This is a genomic window from Halomonas sp. hl-4, assembly GCF_900215475.1.
Lineage (GTDB): Bacteria > Pseudomonadota > Gammaproteobacteria > Pseudomonadales > Halomonadaceae > Vreelandella.
Window position 1 is genome coordinate 3,115,962 of record NZ_LT907845.1, and the last position, 18,032, is coordinate 3,133,993.

General features: G+C 54.7%; 19 protein-coding genes and 1 riboswitch. Of the genes, 9 read left to right on the forward strand and 10 right to left on the reverse strand.

Translation table 11 applies throughout. The annotated features are described in order from the left end of the window. The first annotated feature begins 6 nt into the window (after window positions 1-6). Genes CPH17_RS14725 through CPH17_RS14735 form a run of 3 tightly spaced genes read left to right on the forward strand, consistent with a single transcriptional unit; the run spans window position 7 to window position 2,087 of the window. Complete coding sequence (locus tag CPH17_RS14725) at window positions 7-648, forward strand: amino acid ABC transporter permease (RefSeq protein WP_074394997.1); 642 nt, start codon at window positions 7-9, stop codon at window positions 646-648. 13 nt (window positions 649-661) lie between these two features. Next, the gene (locus CPH17_RS14730; RefSeq protein WP_074394998.1) at window positions 662-1,327 is read left to right on the forward strand and encodes an amino acid ABC transporter permease; all 666 of its coding nucleotides are present in this window, start codon (window positions 662-664) and stop codon (window positions 1,325-1,327) included. Then, window positions 1,320-2,087 carry an amino acid ABC transporter ATP-binding protein gene (locus CPH17_RS14735; protein WP_074394999.1) on the forward strand — a complete coding sequence of 256 codons (768 nt, stop codon included), beginning with the start codon at window positions 1,320-1,322 and terminating at the stop codon, window positions 2,085-2,087. Before CPH17_RS14730 ends, CPH17_RS14735 begins: the two co-directional genes overlap by 8 nt. Window positions 2,088-2,111: 24 nt before the next feature. Here the strand turns inward: CPH17_RS14735 and CPH17_RS14740 are convergent, their stop codons facing one another. The 7 genes from CPH17_RS14740 to CPH17_RS14770 all read right to left on the reverse strand — a co-directional run bounded on the left by CPH17_RS14740 (window position 2,112) and on the right by CPH17_RS14770 (window position 10,235). Further along, window positions 2,112-2,873 carry a M15 family metallopeptidase gene (locus tag CPH17_RS14740; RefSeq protein ID WP_197668822.1) on the reverse strand — a complete coding sequence of 254 codons (762 nt, stop codon included), beginning with the start codon at window positions 2,871-2,873 and terminating at the stop codon, window positions 2,112-2,114. 4 nt (window positions 2,874-2,877) lie between these two features. Continuing rightward, window positions 2,878-4,155: a TRAP transporter large permease gene (locus CPH17_RS14745; protein ID WP_074395000.1), complete on the reverse strand. Its 1,278-nt coding sequence runs from the start codon at window positions 4,153-4,155 to the stop codon at window positions 2,878-2,880. A 42-nt stretch (window positions 4,156-4,197) separates the two neighbouring features. After that, the gene (locus CPH17_RS14750; RefSeq protein ID WP_074398383.1) at window positions 4,198-4,689 is read right to left on the reverse strand and encodes a TRAP transporter small permease; all 492 of its coding nucleotides are present in this window, start codon (window positions 4,687-4,689) and stop codon (window positions 4,198-4,200) included. A gap of 80 nt (window positions 4,690-4,769) precedes the next feature. Further along, a complete protein-coding gene (gene dctP / locus CPH17_RS14755; protein ID WP_096300112.1) occupies window positions 4,770-5,819 on the reverse strand; it encodes a TRAP transporter substrate-binding protein DctP in 1,050 nt (349 codons plus the stop codon). Between the two features lie 126 nt (window positions 5,820-5,945). Then, window positions 5,946-6,872 carry a LysR family transcriptional regulator gene (locus CPH17_RS14760; protein WP_096300114.1) on the reverse strand — a complete coding sequence of 309 codons (927 nt, stop codon included), beginning with the start codon at window positions 6,870-6,872 and terminating at the stop codon, window positions 5,946-5,948. Between the two features lie 73 nt (window positions 6,873-6,945). Further along, window positions 6,946-8,205: a D-amino acid dehydrogenase gene (locus CPH17_RS14765; protein WP_074395003.1), complete on the reverse strand. Its 1,260-nt coding sequence runs from the start codon at window positions 8,203-8,205 to the stop codon at window positions 6,946-6,948. A 167-nt stretch (window positions 8,206-8,372) separates the two neighbouring features. Continuing rightward, window positions 8,373-8,474, reverse strand: a riboswitch (glycine riboswitch). A 90-nt stretch (window positions 8,475-8,564) separates the two neighbouring features. Next, complete coding sequence (locus CPH17_RS14770; protein WP_074395004.1) at window positions 8,565-10,235, reverse strand: isovaleryl-CoA dehydrogenase; 1,671 nt, start codon at window positions 10,233-10,235, stop codon at window positions 8,565-8,567. Window positions 10,236-10,411: 176 nt separating this feature from the next. Between CPH17_RS14770 and CPH17_RS14775 the strand changes: the two genes are divergently transcribed. Both CPH17_RS14775 and CPH17_RS14780 read left to right on the forward strand, forming a co-directional pair. Further along, window positions 10,412-10,705 (forward strand): hypothetical protein, encoded by a 294-nt coding sequence (locus CPH17_RS14775; RefSeq protein ID WP_074395005.1) that lies wholly within the window; start codon window positions 10,412-10,414, stop codon window positions 10,703-10,705. Window positions 10,706-10,840: 135 nt separating this feature from the next. After that, a complete protein-coding gene (locus CPH17_RS14780) occupies window positions 10,841-11,368 on the forward strand; it encodes an HPP family protein (RefSeq protein WP_074395006.1) in 528 nt (175 codons plus the stop codon). Here the strand turns inward: CPH17_RS14780 and CPH17_RS14785 are convergent. Next, window positions 11,359-11,943 (reverse strand): gamma-glutamylcyclotransferase, encoded by a 585-nt coding sequence (locus tag CPH17_RS14785; protein WP_074395007.1) that lies wholly within the window; start codon window positions 11,941-11,943, stop codon window positions 11,359-11,361. The genes CPH17_RS14780 and CPH17_RS14785 overlap by 10 nt on opposite strands. A 136-nt stretch (window positions 11,944-12,079) precedes the next feature. Here CPH17_RS14785 and CPH17_RS14790 point away from each other — a divergent pair, with 136 nt between their 5' ends. Both CPH17_RS14790 and CPH17_RS14795 read left to right on the forward strand, forming a co-directional pair. Continuing rightward, entirely contained in the window at window positions 12,080-12,934 is an 855-nt protein-coding gene (locus CPH17_RS14790; protein ID WP_074395008.1) for a sirohydrochlorin chelatase, read from the forward strand. Window positions 12,935-13,030: 96 nt separating this feature from the next. Further along, window positions 13,031-14,617, forward strand: coding sequence for an ABC-F family ATPase (locus CPH17_RS14795; protein ID WP_096300116.1), 1,587 nt, complete (start codon window positions 13,031-13,033; stop codon window positions 14,615-14,617). Between the two features lie 15 nt (window positions 14,618-14,632). On the opposite strand, the gene CPH17_RS14800 is transcribed toward CPH17_RS14795, so the two are convergent. Both CPH17_RS14800 and CPH17_RS14805 read right to left on the reverse strand, forming a co-directional pair. Next, complete coding sequence (locus tag CPH17_RS14800; RefSeq protein WP_074395010.1) at window positions 14,633-15,235, reverse strand: cell division protein ZipA C-terminal FtsZ-binding domain-containing protein; 603 nt, start codon at window positions 15,233-15,235, stop codon at window positions 14,633-14,635. 38 nt (window positions 15,236-15,273) lie between these two features. After that, window positions 15,274-15,735, reverse strand: coding sequence for a TspO/MBR family protein (locus CPH17_RS14805; protein ID WP_074395011.1), 462 nt, complete (start codon window positions 15,733-15,735; stop codon window positions 15,274-15,276). A 167-nt stretch (window positions 15,736-15,902) separates the two neighbouring features. Between CPH17_RS14805 and CPH17_RS14810 the strand changes: the two genes are divergently transcribed. Then, window positions 15,903-16,763, forward strand: a complete 861-nt coding sequence (locus CPH17_RS14810) for a helix-turn-helix transcriptional regulator (RefSeq protein WP_074398384.1) — start codon at window positions 15,903-15,905, stop codon at window positions 16,761-16,763. Window positions 16,764-17,037: 274 nt separating this feature from the next. Then, a complete protein-coding gene (locus CPH17_RS14815) occupies window positions 17,038-18,012 on the forward strand; it encodes a Bug family tripartite tricarboxylate transporter substrate binding protein (protein WP_074395012.1) in 975 nt (324 codons plus the stop codon). Window positions 18,013-18,032: the final 20 nt, after the last annotated feature.

Here is an 18,032-nt window from a genome sequence, read left to right on the forward strand (position 1 = left end):
TGACGCATGGACAGTAGCGCATGGGGGCTTCTGGCATATGGTGCATGGACAACCGCCTGGATCTCAGGCGTTGCCATTGCCATAGGGGTGTTGCTTGGGTTGATAGTGGCGTTGTTACGCGTTGCGCGTATCCCGGTATTGCACCAGCTATTAGGTATGTATATCAGTGTGGCGCGCGCGACCCCTCTGGTGACACTGGTGCTGTTTATTTTCCTCACTGCACCCACCATGGGGTTGGATATTCACCGCAACGTGGCGGGCATTATTGCGCTGACCCTCAATACCACCGCCTTTAACGCCGAAATTTGGCGCTCTGCATTCAACAACTTCTCTAAAGATCAGCGCGAGGCAGCCCTCGCGATTGGCATGACGCCTTGGGTGTATTTTCGTCGCATCATGTTGCCGCAAATCACCCTTACCAGCCTGCCAGGGCTGGTTAACGAAATGTCGTTTCTTATCAAAGGCAGCCCGGCCGTCGCCGTTATCGGCGTGGTGGATTTAACGCGGGTGACCAACCGCATTTCGGCCGTTACCTATGAGCCACTTCCGCCGATTTTAGCCGCCGCCGCCATGTACATGGTGCTGATCAGCCTATTGGTATGGCTGCAACGCCTGGCTGAGCGCAAAGCCAACCGATTGGCCGTCTAAAGGGGAAGTCGTCATGAGTAATTGGGAAATATTGTGGTCGTCGCGGGATGTGTTTTTACAAGGGTTTTATAACACTCTACAGCTGTTTGGCATATCAGCGGTGCTGGCCTTTTTACTCGGCAGTGTGATGGTGTTTTTACTGGAAGGCTCCCGGCCGCGGCTAAAAATCCCGCTGCGAATTTTCATCGATGGGATGCGCATGCTGCCGTTTTTGATACTGGCCTATCTATTGTATTACGGGCTGCCCAGTGTGGGGATTCGCATGAGCGCTTGGTACGCCGGGTTAACCGCCCTGGTGCTCTATCACGGCGCTTATTTTGCGGAAATACTGCGCGGCTGCCGTACAACGTTTCCACAGGGGCAAGTGGAGGCCGCCACGGCACAGGGGTTCTCCCTGCCAACCATGTTTCTTCGCATTATTTGGCCGCAGCTCATCCTAAAAACCCGCGGGTTGATGGGCAACCAACTTATTATTCTGCTCAAAGATACCGCCTTTCTAGTGATCATTACCGTGCGCGAACTCACTGCCGCGGCGAACAGCTTATCAAGCACTTACTTCATTCCCATGGAAGCCTTTATCGTCGTGATCGGCTTTTACTGGCTGATCAGCATTGGGCTGGAGCAGTTTATCAAATTGATTGGCCGTTACGGTGCCAAACGAGGATTCGAAAATGCCTGAGACAGCCGCTGTGAGTATCCGCAAACTTTCCAAAAGCTTTGATGGCACCGAAGTGCTACGGGATGTCTCGCTGGAGGTTCAGCCGGGCGAGGTCGTCAGTATTTTGGGTTCATCGGGCTCTGGTAAATCCACCCTGTTACGCTGCATTAACTGGCTCGAACACCCCGACCGCGGCGATATACATATTGCCGGTGATCGTATTGGCGTGAGCGACACCGGCAAACTGATGTCGCGCCGTGAGCTGGCGGGCATGCGCGCGCGCTTAGGCATGGTGTTCCAGGGGTTTAATTTGTGGCCTCACCTGAGTGTAATGCGCAATGTCACCGAGGCCCCTATTCATGTGCAGGGCTTGAGTAAAGCCGAGGCTGACAAGAGAGCGCTGGCGCTACTTGAAAAAGTCGGCATGGTCGATAAACGCGAACAATACCCCTACACGTTGTCGGGCGGGCAAAAACAGCGCGTGGCGATTGCCCGGGCGCTGGCCATGCAGCCGAAAGTGATGCTGTTTGACGAGCCCACCTCGGCGCTTGACCCTGAGCTCGTTGGCGAAGTGTTGGGGGTGATCAAAGACCTCTCAAAAGAGGGCTACACCATGGTACTGGTGACCCATGAAATGGAATTCGCCCGTGCCGTTTCCGATCAGGTGGTCTTTCTCGATAAAGGTATCATTATCGAGAAATCCCACCCCAGCGAGTTTTTCGTTAACCCCAAAACCGAACGGGTAAGGCGCTTTTTAGAACTGGAAGCGCCTGTGGTTTAAGCCGATTAGTGTGGGCTAAAGCCATCAACTTAGCTGCCTGCGCCAGCGATTCTCGATGGTGTCCAGCTCAGCAGCCCCGTAATGCGCATGATCATAAGGTCCGTAATACGCCCACAATTGATCGCCATAATCAAAGTGCCACCACTCGCTAGGCAGATTGGTGAAGCCTTGCTGATGCATGATGTGATACAGCAAGCGGCGGTGGTCCCGGGCCTTGCGTTGTGGCGGCGTTAGCGTTTCCAGATGTTCGAAATAGTCGCTATGCGATGCCGGTAGCGCCTCATCAAATAGCGTACCCATATCCAACGGTAGGCCATCGGCGTCGCACAGCGTGACATCTACAGCGCCCCCGGTGAGGTGTGGGCTGGGGGCAAACGGATCACGGCTGGGTACCGAGACAAATTCCCTTGTACGTTCCAGCAGCTCCGCTTCGCCGAGATTTGGCTGGTGATGGTGAATAGCCTCATGCAGGGTGTCGAACAGGTATTGCTGCACTCGCCATGGCCGCCAGCCGTCCAGCACGATTAACCCAATACCGTCGGGTAAGCTGCGAGCGGCTGTGAGCAGTGCCCGATAGACACCTTCGCGGACGAAACACTCTGGCACCGCACCCGGAATGCCCAGTCGGGCATAGGCCGGAAAAACGCTGATCGGTGTGGGGGCAAGGCTCATGGGTACCAAGCGCTCACCGTTATCGGTAATGGGCACGCGGCGCAGCCCTTCCCAGCAGGGTGCTGGGTGGCTGGGTATAGGCGGCAATGCCTTTAAAAGTGTGTTCAAAGGCATTGTCTTATCCAAGCAGGGTAGGCAACCACAGCGCCAGCGGTGGAAAGAGGATTAATAAAATAAGTACCGCAACCGCTGTCAGCACAAAAGGCCAAATGGTTCTAAACAGCGACACAATTTCAAGGCGGCTAACCGCTGCAGCGACAAAGACGCAAGCGCCTAGGGGGGGAGTAATCAAGGCAATGGTAATGTTCAACGTGATGATGACACCCAGATGGACCGGGTCGATACCTGCCATCGTGGCCACCGGTGCGAAGATAGGCGTGAGTAGCATCAACGCCGATACCTCCTCCATAAACATCCCAGTGACAAAAGTGATAGCGCTGAGCAGTAATAAAATGACGACGCCATTATCCACATAGGGTGATAAAAGTGACACAAATTGCTCTGGGACCTGGGCGTAGGAGAGCAACCAGCTAATCGTGGCTGAGGCCGCCATGATCAGAAAAATCGCCGAGGTCAGGCGCGCCGTATCCACAATGGCTTTCCAGCATTCCTTGAGTCGCAACCCGCCCAGCACGAAACCACATAGGGCGACATACAGCGCTGTTAGCGCTCCCGATTCCGTGGGCGTCACAAAGCCCATTACAATGCCAGCTACGATAATAAAGGGAGCGATAAGCGCTGGCAGAGCCGTCACGAACGCTACACCCAGCTGGCCCAAAGAGGGTAATTGGCCACTTTTGGGTAATCGGTGACGCCAGGCATACCAGGCGTTCATCCCCATAAAGGCGACACCCAACAACAGTCCAGGCACGACGCCCGCCAAAAACAAATCTCCTACGGATGTGTTAGTTAATGAGGCGTAGAGAATCATAAAGATACTGGGCGGAATAATCGGGCCGATCAGCGAGCTGCCTGCGGTTAAGCCTGCGGCAAAGGCCCTTGAGTAGCCTTCTTTCTCCATAGCGGGTACTAAAAGCGACCCCAGTGCTGAGGTGTCGGCCACGGCAGAGCCATTAACGCCTGCGAAAAACACGCTTGAGACCACATTGACATGGCCCATGCCACCTCGTAAGTGCCCGACTATCAGGCGTGCTAGACCCATCAAGCGTTCCGTCAAACCGCTGACGTTCATCAGGTTGCCGGCAAGGATAAATAACGGAATAGCCATCAGTGAGAAAGCATTGATACCACCGAAGAATTGCTGCGGCATCATGCGTGGAATCATCGATAAGTCGACAAATAAAAAGCCTACTAATGCAGTGGTTAACAACGCAATAAACAGCGGAAGCCCAAGCAATACGTGGCCAAGGAAAACGGCCAGCATGGTCAAAGTCATAGGGAGTCCTCAACGGTCTTCATAGGGAGTCCTCAACGGTTTTCATAGAGAGTCCTCAACGGTCTTAAGAGGGGTCGGACCATAGAGAAGGGCATGCCAAGCCAGCAGTAAGAAGCCAATAGGTAATGAAAGCATTGGCACCGTACGGCTAATGCCCAGCCCAGATGTCGTGAACGCGCTGACCGATAGTGCATAGCGATAGCTGACCCATGCGCCGCCAGCTGCAATCAATAGGGTGAGTAGCCATTGGTACACATTAAGTAAACGAGCGAAGGGTGCAGGCAGCAGTTTTTCCAGCAGCCCCACGCGCATATGCCCACCCTCCGACCAGACTGCCCCAGCCGCAAGCATCACAGTGGCAATGATCAAAAAACGGGACAGTTCATCTGTCCAGATAGGCGCACCACCGGCAACATAGCGGGCAAAAACGCCAAAAAGAATGGCTGCCACATTAAGAGATAGCAGGACTCCAGCCAGCGTAAGGGTGATCGGGCGACTGATCGCCAGTAGTCGAGAGCGGAGCGTAGTAAGCATGACAATCCCATTAAGCATAAGCATGGAAAATAGGGGCCAGGAGAGTTTCAGCCCCTATATGGCAAAATGGATGAGGGCCTTTAGTCGAGCAGATCGCTCATACCCGCATCTTCCAGCGCCATATCGATCCAGCGTTGCTCGATATCACGCTCTTCGAGCCATTCAAGATACGCAGGCTGACCGATTTCGCGGAAAGCGGTGAGCTCCTCTTCAGAAGGGCGAATCACTTCCATACCTTGTTCTTCCAGGTAGGCGATACGTGAATCGACCTGATTTTCGTTATGCTCTCGGGCGTTTTGGTTAGCTTCGGCAACGGCTTCTTGAAAGACATCACGAAGCTCGTCATCCCAGCCGGCGATCATGTCACTGTTGCCGACTAGAAACTGATTGGAGTACTGGATATTGGCAAGCGTAAGGTAGTCCTGCACTTCGTGAAGGCTTTCCATAATGATATACATCGGCGGGTTCATCTGGCCGTCAGCCACCTCAGTGCGCAGTGCCATGTAGGTTTCTGTCCAGGGAATCGGCGTGCCGGAAGCACCGAAGGCCTCATAGAGCGCAACCTGACTGGGGTCCATGGCCCGGAAGCGGAGACCTTCAAAGTCATCAGGATGACTGATGGGCGTTTCGTCATTGGTAAAGGCTAAAAAGCCCCCTTCTTCAACGACTGCCAGCATATCGATACCGGCACGCTCCTTCAGTGCCTCACTAACTTCCTGCCAGTACTCCCCTTCGTCGAAGAAGGTACGGGCCGCCGCAAAATCGTCGAACAGAAACGGAATGGCGCTGACAAAAATCTCATCGACGAGAGGCGAGACACCCGCAAAAGACGCCACGTTGAGCATCGGCGTGCTCATGGTCTGCTCCATTCGTTCTTCTTCTTCGCCCAGCGAGCTATTGGGATATAGCTCTAATTGAATCTGGTTGTCGGTTTTTTCTTCAACCAGCTCTTTAAGGTTAGTGGCAAAGACATGTACGGCATTCTTCTCGGGGTCGGGGGCGCCGTTATAACCCAAATTTATCGTGGTCTCGGCGACGGCATGGCCAGCCATCAGGGCAGAGCCGATCAGACAGGCCGAGATGAGTCGCTTGGGTGAAAAGTGTTGAGTCAATTCCGGGTGAGTAAACATAGTCAGTCTCCTGGTTTGTTGTCGTGAGCTGTAGGGTGCTGAGTGAGCGCTATTAGATTTATAAGTGTTGCCTACAGGAAGACTATGTATTGAGGCGTTGACTATGCAAGGCCTTGAGTGTTGACTTCATCGCAACAGTCGTGGTGCATCTGCCGAGAAAAAGCGCATGCCTTTGTGTAAATGATCGATACAGGCCTTTGAAGCCACCGGAAGTTCTTGCCCCTTCAAGCTAACGATTTGCGCGCGGGTTCCGTTCATAATTGGGTAGCGCATAGGTAGCGTACAAATTTCGCCGCGCTGTATTTCGTCGATGACGGTGATTTCCGGCATGAACGTAACGCCAATTCCCGAGCGCACAAAATTCTTTAAAACGGAAACAGAGTTGGTATGTAGGCGTGCTTCAAGATGAATACGCTCCTGATGGGCCACCATATTGACCATTTGCCGCATACCGAAAGGATTGTCCATTAACGCCAATGGCCAATCTTTTAGATCATGCAGTGTCACGGAGCGGTCCAGCTCACTTAGTGGGTGATTGGGAGGCACAATGACATCGAGCGGTTGGCGCGTTTCCACATGGCAGTAAAGTTGCGGGTCTACCGGCGGTGCATAAAGTAGCGCTATATCCACTTCGCGATCTTTGAGCAGCGACATTGCTTCATTAACACCTGCCATGCGGATTTCTACCTTAATACCCTCAAACGCTGACATAAAAGTGCCTAACGGTGCGGTGATCAGGTCTGCGATAAACCCTTCTCCTACGGCGATGCGAACCTCCCCTTTTGTCAGGCTTTGCAGGGCTGTGAGTTGGGAGAGCACGGCTTCTTCAGAAGCTCGCTGGGCGTGAAAGTGATGCACGAGTAACTGACCCGCCGGGGTTGCACGCATGCCTCGCCCATGCCGTTCACATAGCTGGGTATCTAACTCCTCTTCGAGTGCCTTTAATTGTCGGCTAACGGCGGAAGCATCGACATTTAAGTGAGCCGCGGCGCGCCTGAGCGAGCCGTGGCGAATGACTTCATTTAGGTAAGTTAATGCACGCTGATTAAGCATAAATACACCTGACATAGGGTGCCGTACATATTAACGGATGACCGCCTGGCAAGCGCAGCTGATGTAGGTGAGGCTATGCGAGAGGTTGCGAAACTCGCTCGCTTTGTGAGTTTTTCGCCTCCACCGCATCCGCTAGCATGTCGGCGGTGATGGCGGAGAGCGTCCAGCCCAGGTGGCCGTGGCCAGTGTTGTAGAACACCGTGGGTAGTTTACCGGGGCCGACCTTGGGTAGCATGTTGGGGAGCATCGGGCGCAGGCCTGCCCAGGGCACCACGCGGCGGGTGCTGACGCCGGGGAAGCATTCTTCGACCCAGCGGATCAGCGGCCGAATGCGGTTATCGCGGATATCGCGATTAAAGCCGTTGAACTCGGCGGTACCCGCGATACGAAATCGCTCGTCGCCCAGGCGGCTGGTGACCAGCTTGGTTTCGTCATCCAGCAGGCTGACGGTGGGGGCGGCTTGCTGGGAGGCGGCGTCGTCGAGCTGCACGGTAATCGAGTAGCCTTTGACCGGGTAGATGTTGACGCGGTCGCCGAGCTTGGCGGCCAGTGCCCGGCTGCCTACCCCCGCACACACCACCACGCGATCAAAGGTTTCGCGCACTGGTTCGCCAGCCTCGCCTTCAAGATTGGCGGTGATCCAGACGTGCTGTTGATCGGCGCCGACATCCTGCACGCTGTGGCCATATTTGAACTTTACACCGCGTTTTTCCGCTGCCTGTGCCAAGCCGTGGGTGAACTTGTGAATGTCGCCGGTGGCGTCGCTTTCGGTGAAGAAGCCGCCATAATAGTTGCCCGCCAGGGTCGGTTCGATGGCACGCATTTCCTCGGGCGTCACCGCTTGGCGCTCCAGGCCGCCTTTGCTAAGTAGCCTGGAGACCTTGGCGGCGTGATCATAGCCCGCTTTATCGCGGTAGATGTGCAGAATGCCTTTTTGCTTTAAATCAAAATCGATCTGCTCGTCTTTCGCCCACTGAAACAGATGCTCGCGGGCCGCAATGGCCAGCCGCGTGGTTTCGGTGGTGTTGTCAGCATACTTGGGAATCGAGGCGATGAACTCGCCAAACCAGCTCAGCTTGTGCCAGCTTGGGCGGGGATTGACCAGCAACGGGGCGTCGTTTCTGAGCATCCAGCGCAGACCCTTTATCACGGTCGGCCAGTGGTTCCAAACTTCCGCGTTTGAGGCTGAAAGCTGGCCGCCGTTGGCAAAGGAGGTTTCCATTGCGGCGTAGCGATGTTTTTCGAACACGGTAACGTCATAGCCACGTTTTGCTAGGGCGTAGGCGCTGGTAATGCCGGTGATACCACCACCAATAACGGCAATGCGTTGCATAGTACTCTCCAAGTTTCATGAGCGTCGGGGAATCCCACCTAACGGCGTAATGGCTGCTGGGCGTACCCCTTCCGTCATGGAACCTGAGAGATTCGCGTGCCCGGTGGGGCGCGCTTGCTCCTTCGGTGGGCTGAGTGACGCAGTCATCAGCCGCTCTTCGGAAAGTGATGGTGATAGCGGTCCGGTTGCCTGAGAGTTTCCGGGGCAGTTGCTCCTTCGGCGCTGGCGTCATCCTTGTGGGATGCGCCAAGCTCTCCCGCTACTACCGAGTCTTATATCTTGTATAGAGCGTTATGTTTTAACGCTACCAGCTTGCTGATGAAAGTCGACCATGGTCGTGAACGCTTATTCCGCGAGGCTCATTCCAAGGGCTGGGCACGCTCGATGATCGCCGCGCAATCAAGCCCAGTGGGCAGCGTGCCGGTACTTAGGCCGCTGCGCTCAGTCAGCCGACCGGCACAGAACGCATCGGCCACGAAAGCGGGGGCGTGCTGCACCAGCAGGGCGCCCTGTATTGCCAGGGCCATGCCGTCCGCCAACTGACGGGCGCGGTACTGGAGTGCTTGGGTATCCTGCATTGAACGCTGTAATTGGTGAATAAAGCGGTCAAGATGTGCATCAGCGCCTTGCGCTTTGGCAAGTTCGGCGAAGTAGGCGTCAAGCACTTCGGGCTGCTTTTCAATCGCCCGCAGGATATCCAAACACTGCACATTGCCACTGCCTTCCCAAATAGCGTTGATGGGCGATTCGCGGAACAGGCGCGGCATCATGTGGGTTTCCATCACGCCGCTCCCGCCAATCACCTCCATTGCCTCGTAGGCGTGGTGGGGCGTGCGTTTGCAGATCCAGTACTTGCCGACCGGCGTAGCAATGCGTGCAAGCAAACGCTCGTGCTCGTTATCCTGGTGGTCCATGGCTCGCGCCATACGCAGCATCAGGGTGGTGGCGGCTTCGCTCTCGATGGCCAGGTCGGCGAGCACGTTTTGCATCAGTGGCTGCTTGCTCAAGTAGGCCCCGAAGGCCTGCCGATGGCTGGCGTGATGAATCGCCTGGGCGGTGGCCTGGCGCATACCGGCAGCGGAGCCGATCATGCAGTCGTAGCGGGTCATGGCGACCATCTCGATGATGGTGCGCACGCCGCGGCCTTCATCGCCGACCATCCAGGCAAAGGCGCCGCGCAGTTCCGTCTCGCTGGACGCATTCGCCACGTTGCCCATCTTACGTTTTAGCTGCTGGATGTGGAGCGGGTTTTTGCTGCCGTCGGGCCGCCAGCGCGGCAGCAGAAAACAGCTCAAGCCGCCAGGCGCCTGGGCGAGCACCAGAAAGGCATCGCACATGGGCGCTGAGACAAACCACTTATGGCCTACCAGCTCATAGGCTTCGCCGGGCCCTCCTTGATCAATGGGATAGGCGCGGGTGGTGTTAATGCGCACATCGGAGCCGCCCTGCTTTTCAGTCATCGCCATGCCCAGGGTGACGCCCTGTTTCTCGAAATAGGGCACGTTGCGCGGGTCGTAGTGCGGCGCGGTGATTTTATCGCCCCAGCTCTCAAGCAGACTTGGCTGATGGCGAAGTGCTGGCAGGGCGGCAAACGTCATGGTGATCGGGCAGCCATGGGCCGCTTCCACCTGAGTGTGCAGATAGTAGTTGGCGGCGCGTGTAACGTGTGCACCAGGCCCCGAGTTTCGCCAGGGGCTGGCGTGCAGGCCGTGCTCCACCGCTGTTTGCATAAGCTGATGATAGGCAGGATGAAACTCAATCAGGTCGACTCGGTGGCCTTGCCGATCGTGGGTCATCAACTGGGGCGCAAAGCGATTGGCGTCGAACCCCAGCGCGATGGCTTCAGAGGAGCCCGCCCACTGACCAAACGCCCGGAGTGCGCTGTCGTTCGTGCCGCCTTCGCGGTTGACGCCTTCTTGAAGCGCTTGGTCGGCGGTGTAGCTATTATAGTTTTCGAGCGGTGGCGGTTGGTTTTCCACCCGATGGGTACTCGCTTGGAGCTGATCGGCGAGGGGGAAATGCGGCGACATGAGGCCACCTCTTATTGTTTTTGATTGAATAATAAATTGAATTTTTTAAACGACTGTTTGATCACTTTAGCGCTACGTGTTGATTATGCAAGCAGCGTCGTTTTGGACCCCCGCTTTGCGCCAGCGCGCGACTTCACCGACAATAGGGCCAGTCCCTTAAAACATGGATATAAGACATGCAAGCAAATGGATTTTTTGATGATGTTGGCGAAACGATCGGTGAAGTGATTCGCGGCGTCGTTGAGTTTTTGCTCGGTATTTTTACCAATTTCTTTGGCGCGTTCGATGAGTTTATCGACGGCCTGACGCGCTCGCTGGGTATCAGCGACTCATTTTTTAGCATCGTGGTACTGGTCATTGGGTTATTAATTCTTTGGGGCGGGCTGCGGGCTTTTTTTCGCGGCTCAATCATTGGCGGCATCATTCGCACCCTGCTGGGGCTGTTTATTCTTGCCTGGTTGATGATGTAGAGGGCGCTTCTTGGCGCTCAAAATGATCAATTATTTTGCCCTTGAAACAGTTTCATCAGTGGCATGACGGATTGTCATTTGCTTATTTGGTGCGTTTTGTCATGATTTGCACTTATTTTGTGCAAAGCGAGTGCAATGAAAACTTATCTTGGCAAGATGCGGGGGCAGCCAGTTAAGCGCACCCGGGTAGGCTGGCAGGATGCTTTTTGGTCATGGACAGGGGCCTTTACCGGTATGGCAGTGATTTGCTGGTTAAGCTCGGCGTGGCTGTCACAACAACTGCTTATCGTAGGCTCCTTCGGCGCAACCTCGGTGCTCATTTATGCGGCACCTGAAAGCCCTTTTGCCCAGCCCAGCCATGTGCTTTTTGGCAGCATGCTATCGGCAGGTATTGGCGTTGCTTGCTATCAACTGCTGGGGGCAACACCGATGTCAATGGCCCTGGCCGTATCACTTTCGGTGCTGGGTATGCAGCTAACCCACACGGTTCACCCACCGGGAGCGGCGGCGGCTCTGATTGCGGTAGGCGGGGGGGCCAGCGTTCATCAATTGGGGTGGTGGTATCCACTGATCCCGATTGGGGGTGGCTGCGTCATCATGTTGATCGTGGCCATCTTGGTCAATAATTTAGCGCGCCATCGCCGCTACCCGCGTTATTGGTAACCTGGAAGGCGGTCCAATTGCTGCTCTAGTGCGAAAATATGCGCATCATCAACGCCTAGCTCGCGCAGAGCGCTGGCCAGATTCAATAGGTACTCGCGATTGGGGCCGCTGGGTCCGTGGGCTTGATTAATTTGGCGAGCCATATCGGCAAGTGGTGCCTCGCCAAGAAATGCCGGGTTGTCTTCACTGGCCAGATAAATAAGCCCTTCGCTTTGGCCCGCTGTGCCGCCATTTTCATTAAGAAAGGTAAGTGGGACCTTTTCCCGCAAGTAGCCGTTTTTTTCCCGTACATCCAGTGGGGCAAGCACGTCTGAGGTAATGCGGTACGCCATGCCGTGGCACACTGCCCCTTGTGCGCGGATCAGTGTGGCGACTCGGCCGGGTGCGTCTGGTGTGCCGCGGTGGTCGTGGGAACCTTGCCAAAAGCGCCGCGCCCAGCCAGTAATAAAGGCAGGGCGGCGTTCTAAATAGGCAAAATCCGCCTTCCAAATCAGTGAGCCATAGCCGAATAGCCATATATCGGCATGGCCCTCAAAGAAGTTTCTTTGCTGGTTAAGGGCAGTGGTATCAAGCATGGTTATCAAGCAACATATCGTCATCAAATAGCATCGTGGGCTACACCCTTTGTAAAACAGCTATCTTACCATGTCACTGGTGATTGCTTACCTGACAGCTCACACGGCTCATCAACCCCAGCGAGTGGAGGCAAGCATGCGCGCGATATTTCTGGTGGATAACGGCTCGCTACGAGCGCAGGCGACGCTGAACTTACGTCGCGTGGCGGCTTCGCTTAGCGAGCTTATTGGCGAAACCGTGCAGGCGGCATCGCTGCTGCACTCCAACAAGATTCCAGCGGACGAGATCGATGGTATCCCTGCTACAACGCTTGGCCCCGCCGCTGAGCGCAGTGCCGAGCAGGGGGCAACGGAGATTATCGTACTGCCGTTCTTTTTCGGCCCTAGCAAAGCCCTCACCGGCTACCTGCCTGAACGCATGGCCACGCTTCAAGAACGCTTTCCCCATGTAAAAGTGCGTGTCGCCCAGCCCTTGGTGGATGAGTTCGGTGGTAATGACCTGCGTTTAGCCCATCTGCTGGCCGATAACGTGCGCGACCATCTTCGGCCGGACACCAAGCCTCACGTGGCGCTGGTGGATCACGGCAGCCCGATTCCCGAAGTCACTGCCGTACGAAACCGCCTGGCGGGGCAACTTAGCGTGCTGCTTGGCGATGACGCCGCCTGTGTTGCCGCTGCCTCCATGGAGCGCCGCGAGGGCGATGAGTACCGCTTTAATGAACCACTGCTGGAAAACTTGCTGGCGCTACCCGAGTTCAGCTCAGGCCCGGTTATCTTGGCGATGCTGTTTCTTTCGCCGGGGCGCCACGCCGGGGAGGGCGGTGATATTGCGGAAATATGCGCCGCCGCTGAACAGCAGCATCCAGGCCTTTCCGTTACCACCACCAAGCTGGTGGGGGAGCACCAAGGAATCGTCGATATTTTGCACTCTCGGTTGCGCCAAGCGCTTGATGATGAACGCTTTCTACTCGATATCCCGGCCATCGCTTGATATGACTAAAGTCTGATGGGTGAATACCCGTCCAATAGCGCGTAGAATCGCGAGCCTTTCTATTACTGTCAATGACACGCTAACCGGGCTCCTTTTGTGATCGCAACCGCCAATATCACCATGCAGTTTGGGGCTAAGCCCCTGTTTGAAAATGTCTCCGTGAAATTCAATAACGGCAACCGTTACGGCCTGATCGGTGCGAACGGCTGCGGCAAATCCACCTTTATGAAAATTCTCGGTGGTGATTTGGAGCCCTCTTCCGGTCAGGTGATGCTGGATAGCAGTACACGGTTGGGTAAGCTGCGTCAGGATCAGTTTGCGTTTGAAAATGAGCGGGTGATCGATACCGTGATCATGGGCAATGTCGAGCTGTGGACGGTCGCGGCCGAGCGCGAGCGTATCTACTCCCTGGCAGAGATGAGCGAAGAGGACGGCATGGCCGTCGCCGACCTGGAAGTCCGCTTTGCCGAGTTGGATGGCTACACCGCCGAAGCCCGTGCGGGGGAGCTGCTGCTAGGCTTGGGTATTCCCATTGAGCAACACACCGGACCAATGAGTGAGGTATCACCCGGCTGGAAGCTGCGCGTGCTGCTCGCTCAGGCGCTGTTTTCAGATCCGGATGTCCTGCTGCTCGACGAGCCTACCAACCATCTGGATATCAACACTATCCGCTGGTTGGAAGATATTCTTAAAGCGCGCAGCAGCACCATGGTGATCATCTCCCACGATCGCCACTTCCTGAACAGCGTCTGCACCCATATGGCGGATCTGGATTACGGCGAAATTACCCTGTTCCCGGGTAACTACGATGATTACATGACGGCCGCCACCGCGGTTCGTGAGCGTCAGCACTCGGATAACGCCAAGAAAAAAGCCCAGATTGCCGAACTGCAGCAGTTCGTGAGCCGCTTCTCGGCCAACGCCTCGAAGGCCAAGCAGGCTACCTCACGGGCGCGTCAAATCGACAAAATCAAGCTGGAAGATATCAAGCCGTCCAGTCGGGTTAGTCCGTTTATCCGCTTCGACCAGAACAAAAAGATTCACCGTAACGCGGTGAATGTGGACGGCATTACCAAGGGCTATGACGGCCCGCCGTTGTTCGAACGTCTCTCCATGACCGTAGAAGCCGGTGAGCGGATTGCCATTATCGGCCCCAACGGCATTGGTAAAACCACGCTGCTGAAAACCCTGGCGGGCGAGTTACGCCCGGATGCTGGCGAAGTGAAGTGGACGGAAGCCGCTGAGGTGGGTGTGTTTGCTCAGGATCACTCCGACGATTTCGCCGTAGATGCCACCCTGTTTGAGTGGATGGGCCAGTGGACACAAGGCGGTGAGCAGGTGGTGCGCGGTGCGCTCGGGCGAATGTTGTTTTCCAGCGATGACATCGATAAATCGGTCAAGGTGATTTCCGGTGGCGAGCAGGGGCGCATGCTGTTCGGTAAGTTAATCCTTACTCAGCCTAATGTGCTGCTGATGGATGAACCCACCAACCACCTGGATATGGAGTCCATCGAAGCCCTGAACCTAGCCCTTGAAAACTACCCGGGTACGCTGCTGTTTGTCAGCCATGACCGTGAGTTCGTCTCTTCGTTGGCCACGCGCATTATTGATATGCAGCCGGAAGGCATCGTCGACTTCAGCGGCAGCTACGACGATTATCTGCGCAGCCAGGGCGTTGCCTAATCCGCTCAGCCGTTGTTAGCCAATAATGCGCTCAAAGGTGATGTCGGTGGCAGGCTCGCGATCGGCATCCAGCATATCGCCGGTAAACAAGGTCTGCATCTCTTTGGCCAGCGCCACATAGACGTGCATCTGCTGATTGCGGCGTTTACGCAGCGGTGGCTTCACCAATAGGCTGATGCCCTTGATGGGATCGTGAGTTTCATCGCGCAGCAGGTCGGGCATTTCACCAGGTGGAAACGCGTTGGCGATGGTAACCGGGTTAGAGGGCTGTTCACCGGCAATGTGGAAGACTTTCTTGATCGGGTCGAAGGTGGCGTTCTTTTCACGCAGCCAAGCGGCAAGACGCTGGTCGGTTTGTTCGTCAGGGTGGGAAAAAATCACGAACAGGGAGTGCTGGGTCACTTTGCTGGTGCGCTTGGCAGAGGCGGTGGAAGGTGGTTCTGCAGCGGGGGGCGGAGAGGTGGCCGTTGTACTGGCGCGTTCCATTGTCGGCTCGGCGGCGTCTGCCGGTCGTTGACGACGCTGTCGCCGCATCACATAAATGAACAGCGCCAAGGCGATTAGCGCTAATACGATAGAGCCGAATGCCAATAAGGTGACTAACGGTGTTGTCTCCATTGTGTTGTTATCCTTCGTCTTGTCGCGCCAATCGCGCGTTAATTCTGCCGCCAAATGGAGGCATTAAGCACTAGCGCAAGGGCCACCCAAAGCGCGTAGGGCACCATTAACCACGCCGCCAAGCTGCTCACTTTAGCAAACACAATAACCGCCAGCACAATCAATATCAGTAGCAATACAATGTCGCCAAGCGCTGCAGCGATTTGTTTGCGACCAAAAAACAGCCACGACCAAGCGGCGTTAGCCAGCAACTGAAGAGCGTAAATAGTTAGGCTGGCAGTACGCCAAGCCGAGTCGTCTGCCATGTAGATTCGCCATGCGGCAATCGCCATCAAAAGGTAAAGGATGCCCCAGGCGATGGGGAAGGCGGTATCGGGCGGTGTCCAGGTGGGTTTGTTGAGCTCGCGATACCAGCCATCGGGCCTAAAGCGTGCCCCGGTAGTGGCGGCAAGGCCAACCAGCGCCACCGATACCAGCAAAGCCAACAGCGAATCGAGCATTCATCACCTGTCTGTTCAAACGAAATAATCAATAGCTTAGCAGCGATTGTTGGCGAGGCATATATACCAGCCCAGTTTGAAGTATGAGTTGTTGAGCAGCATTAATTGAGTTTACCGTGTTCACAAGCCAGTATCGTTTTATAAAACAACCTGACGAAGCCCTTATCATGAAATACTGCTCATCAGCTGATGATATCGACAGTGCCTTTCTTGCTAACACAGGCAGTGCTGCTTGGCACCGGCACCTGGCAAGTTTGGTGCGTACAGCAGGGCAGCGCGATTTCCCAGCGCGGTTAGAGCAAGTACTTAGAGCGGTAACTGGGTTCGACACGATTCTGGTCACTACCTACAAAGGGCGTCACAGGCCGCTTCTGATTCATGATGATTACCCATCAGAAAATCGCCCCCAAGCGATAGATCGCTACCTCAGCGGGGCGTATTTATTGGATCCTTTCTTTACCGCTATAAGTGGTGGCCTGGATAGCGGTGTGCACCGATTGCGGGAGCTAGCCCCTGATCGTTTTGAGTCCAGTGACTACTATGCCCACTATTATCGCGGGTTAGGGTTGGCGGATGAGGTGGGCCTCTTCGCACGTGTGGGGGATGATGTCTTGATGGTGGTATCGCTGGGCTTTCAGACAGGAGCGCCCTTGAAGAGACGTGCGTTGCAGGTACTGAAGAATGTGGAGCCGATGATCGAAACGTTGTTAATGGAGTATTGGAAGTGGCAGGGCGTCCATTTCCAGTCGACATTGGAAAAGTATGCTCCGGTGGAAGCAGCCTTCGCAAGCTTTGGTCGTGAGGTTTTAACGGCACGTGAACAAGAGATCGTTCGTCTGTTACTCGCTGGTCACTCTACCAAATCGGCGGCCCGGGAGCTGGATATCAGCGATGGTACTGTGAAGGTACACCGCAAACATATTTATCAGCGCCTGGATGTCTCCAGTCAATCCCAGTTGTTTCAGCTCTTTCTTGATCATATTTCCCTCGTCTCGCTGCAAATTAATGCGAGAAGCGACAGAAACTGAGTATGTCGAACGGCATATGAGGAGACTGTTTGTGTGGCCAAAACCGATTAATGGCTGCCCCCATCTACCCGGCAACTGAAGAAACGTTTTCTGCGCCTCCTGATCGCTGCAATTGTTTGATGTCACGGCTGAGTGTTCAGTTTACGTATACCCCAATGAGGGTATTTTTTTTAATTTCTTATGTTGCTAGTTTTCTTATTAAATAACGATAACGATTTTCTAAAGTGTAACGGCGTCAGCACACAATAACTAACTAATTAATAAGGTGATGACCATGTTGGATAAAAAAGTAACGCGCTTTATCTCTGCTATCGTAATCGCTTCGAGCACAGTGGCATTAAACGCTTCAGCGTCAGATTATCCTCAACAAGATATCCGTATGGTGATCCCCTATGGCCCTGGAGGGGCAACCGACGCCATATTTCGTTTAGTCTCGAAAGAAGCAGAAAAGCATTTAGGCGTGTCGGTGATACCTGTCAATATGGCAGGCGCTGGGGCAACGACCGGTTCACGTCATGTCAAAGAAGCGCAGCCGGATGGCTATACGCTTCTGGGGAGTCACGATACGATCGCGCTTTCACGCCTCGCAGGCACAGTCGATTACTCTTACGATGCATTCGAGCCCGTGGCATTACTGACCCAAACAATTGTCATTCCGATGACATATGCCGACCATCCTGTGGACGATATGGCTGAAATGGCCAGCTATATCTCAGAGCATCCGGGTGAGGTCACCTTTGGAATGACACCCTCTTCAGTGGATCACTTCTATTGGGTGCAGCTTTTTGATGCGATTGGCGTCAACCCAGAAGATGTGCGATTTGTTGCGTATCAGGATACAAACGAGCAGATTGCGGCGTTAATGGCGCAAGAAATAGATTTCGTTAACGCTGACATGCCTTCAAGCCGTGCCTTTTTTGAGAGTGGTAAATTTCGACCTTTAGGCGTGTCTCATGAGGAACGCCTTCAAGGGTTAGAGGATGTGGCGACCTTAAGAGAGCAGCAGGTGGACTTGGTCAGTGCTACCAATCGAGGCATTTTCGCTCCTAAAGGTACTCCCACGCATATTTTAGAGGCTTTGGCAGATGCTTATTCTAAAGCGCTTGAAAATGAAAAAATTAGAAATCGAATAGAGAATGAGTTTGGCTCGGTCGTTCATTTTTTGCCAACCGATGAATACCAGCACTTCTTAGATGAAAATGAAGCTGCGTTAACGCAGGCTGCAGAAAGTATCGATTTCAATAACTAAGCGCTAAGTATCAATATCGC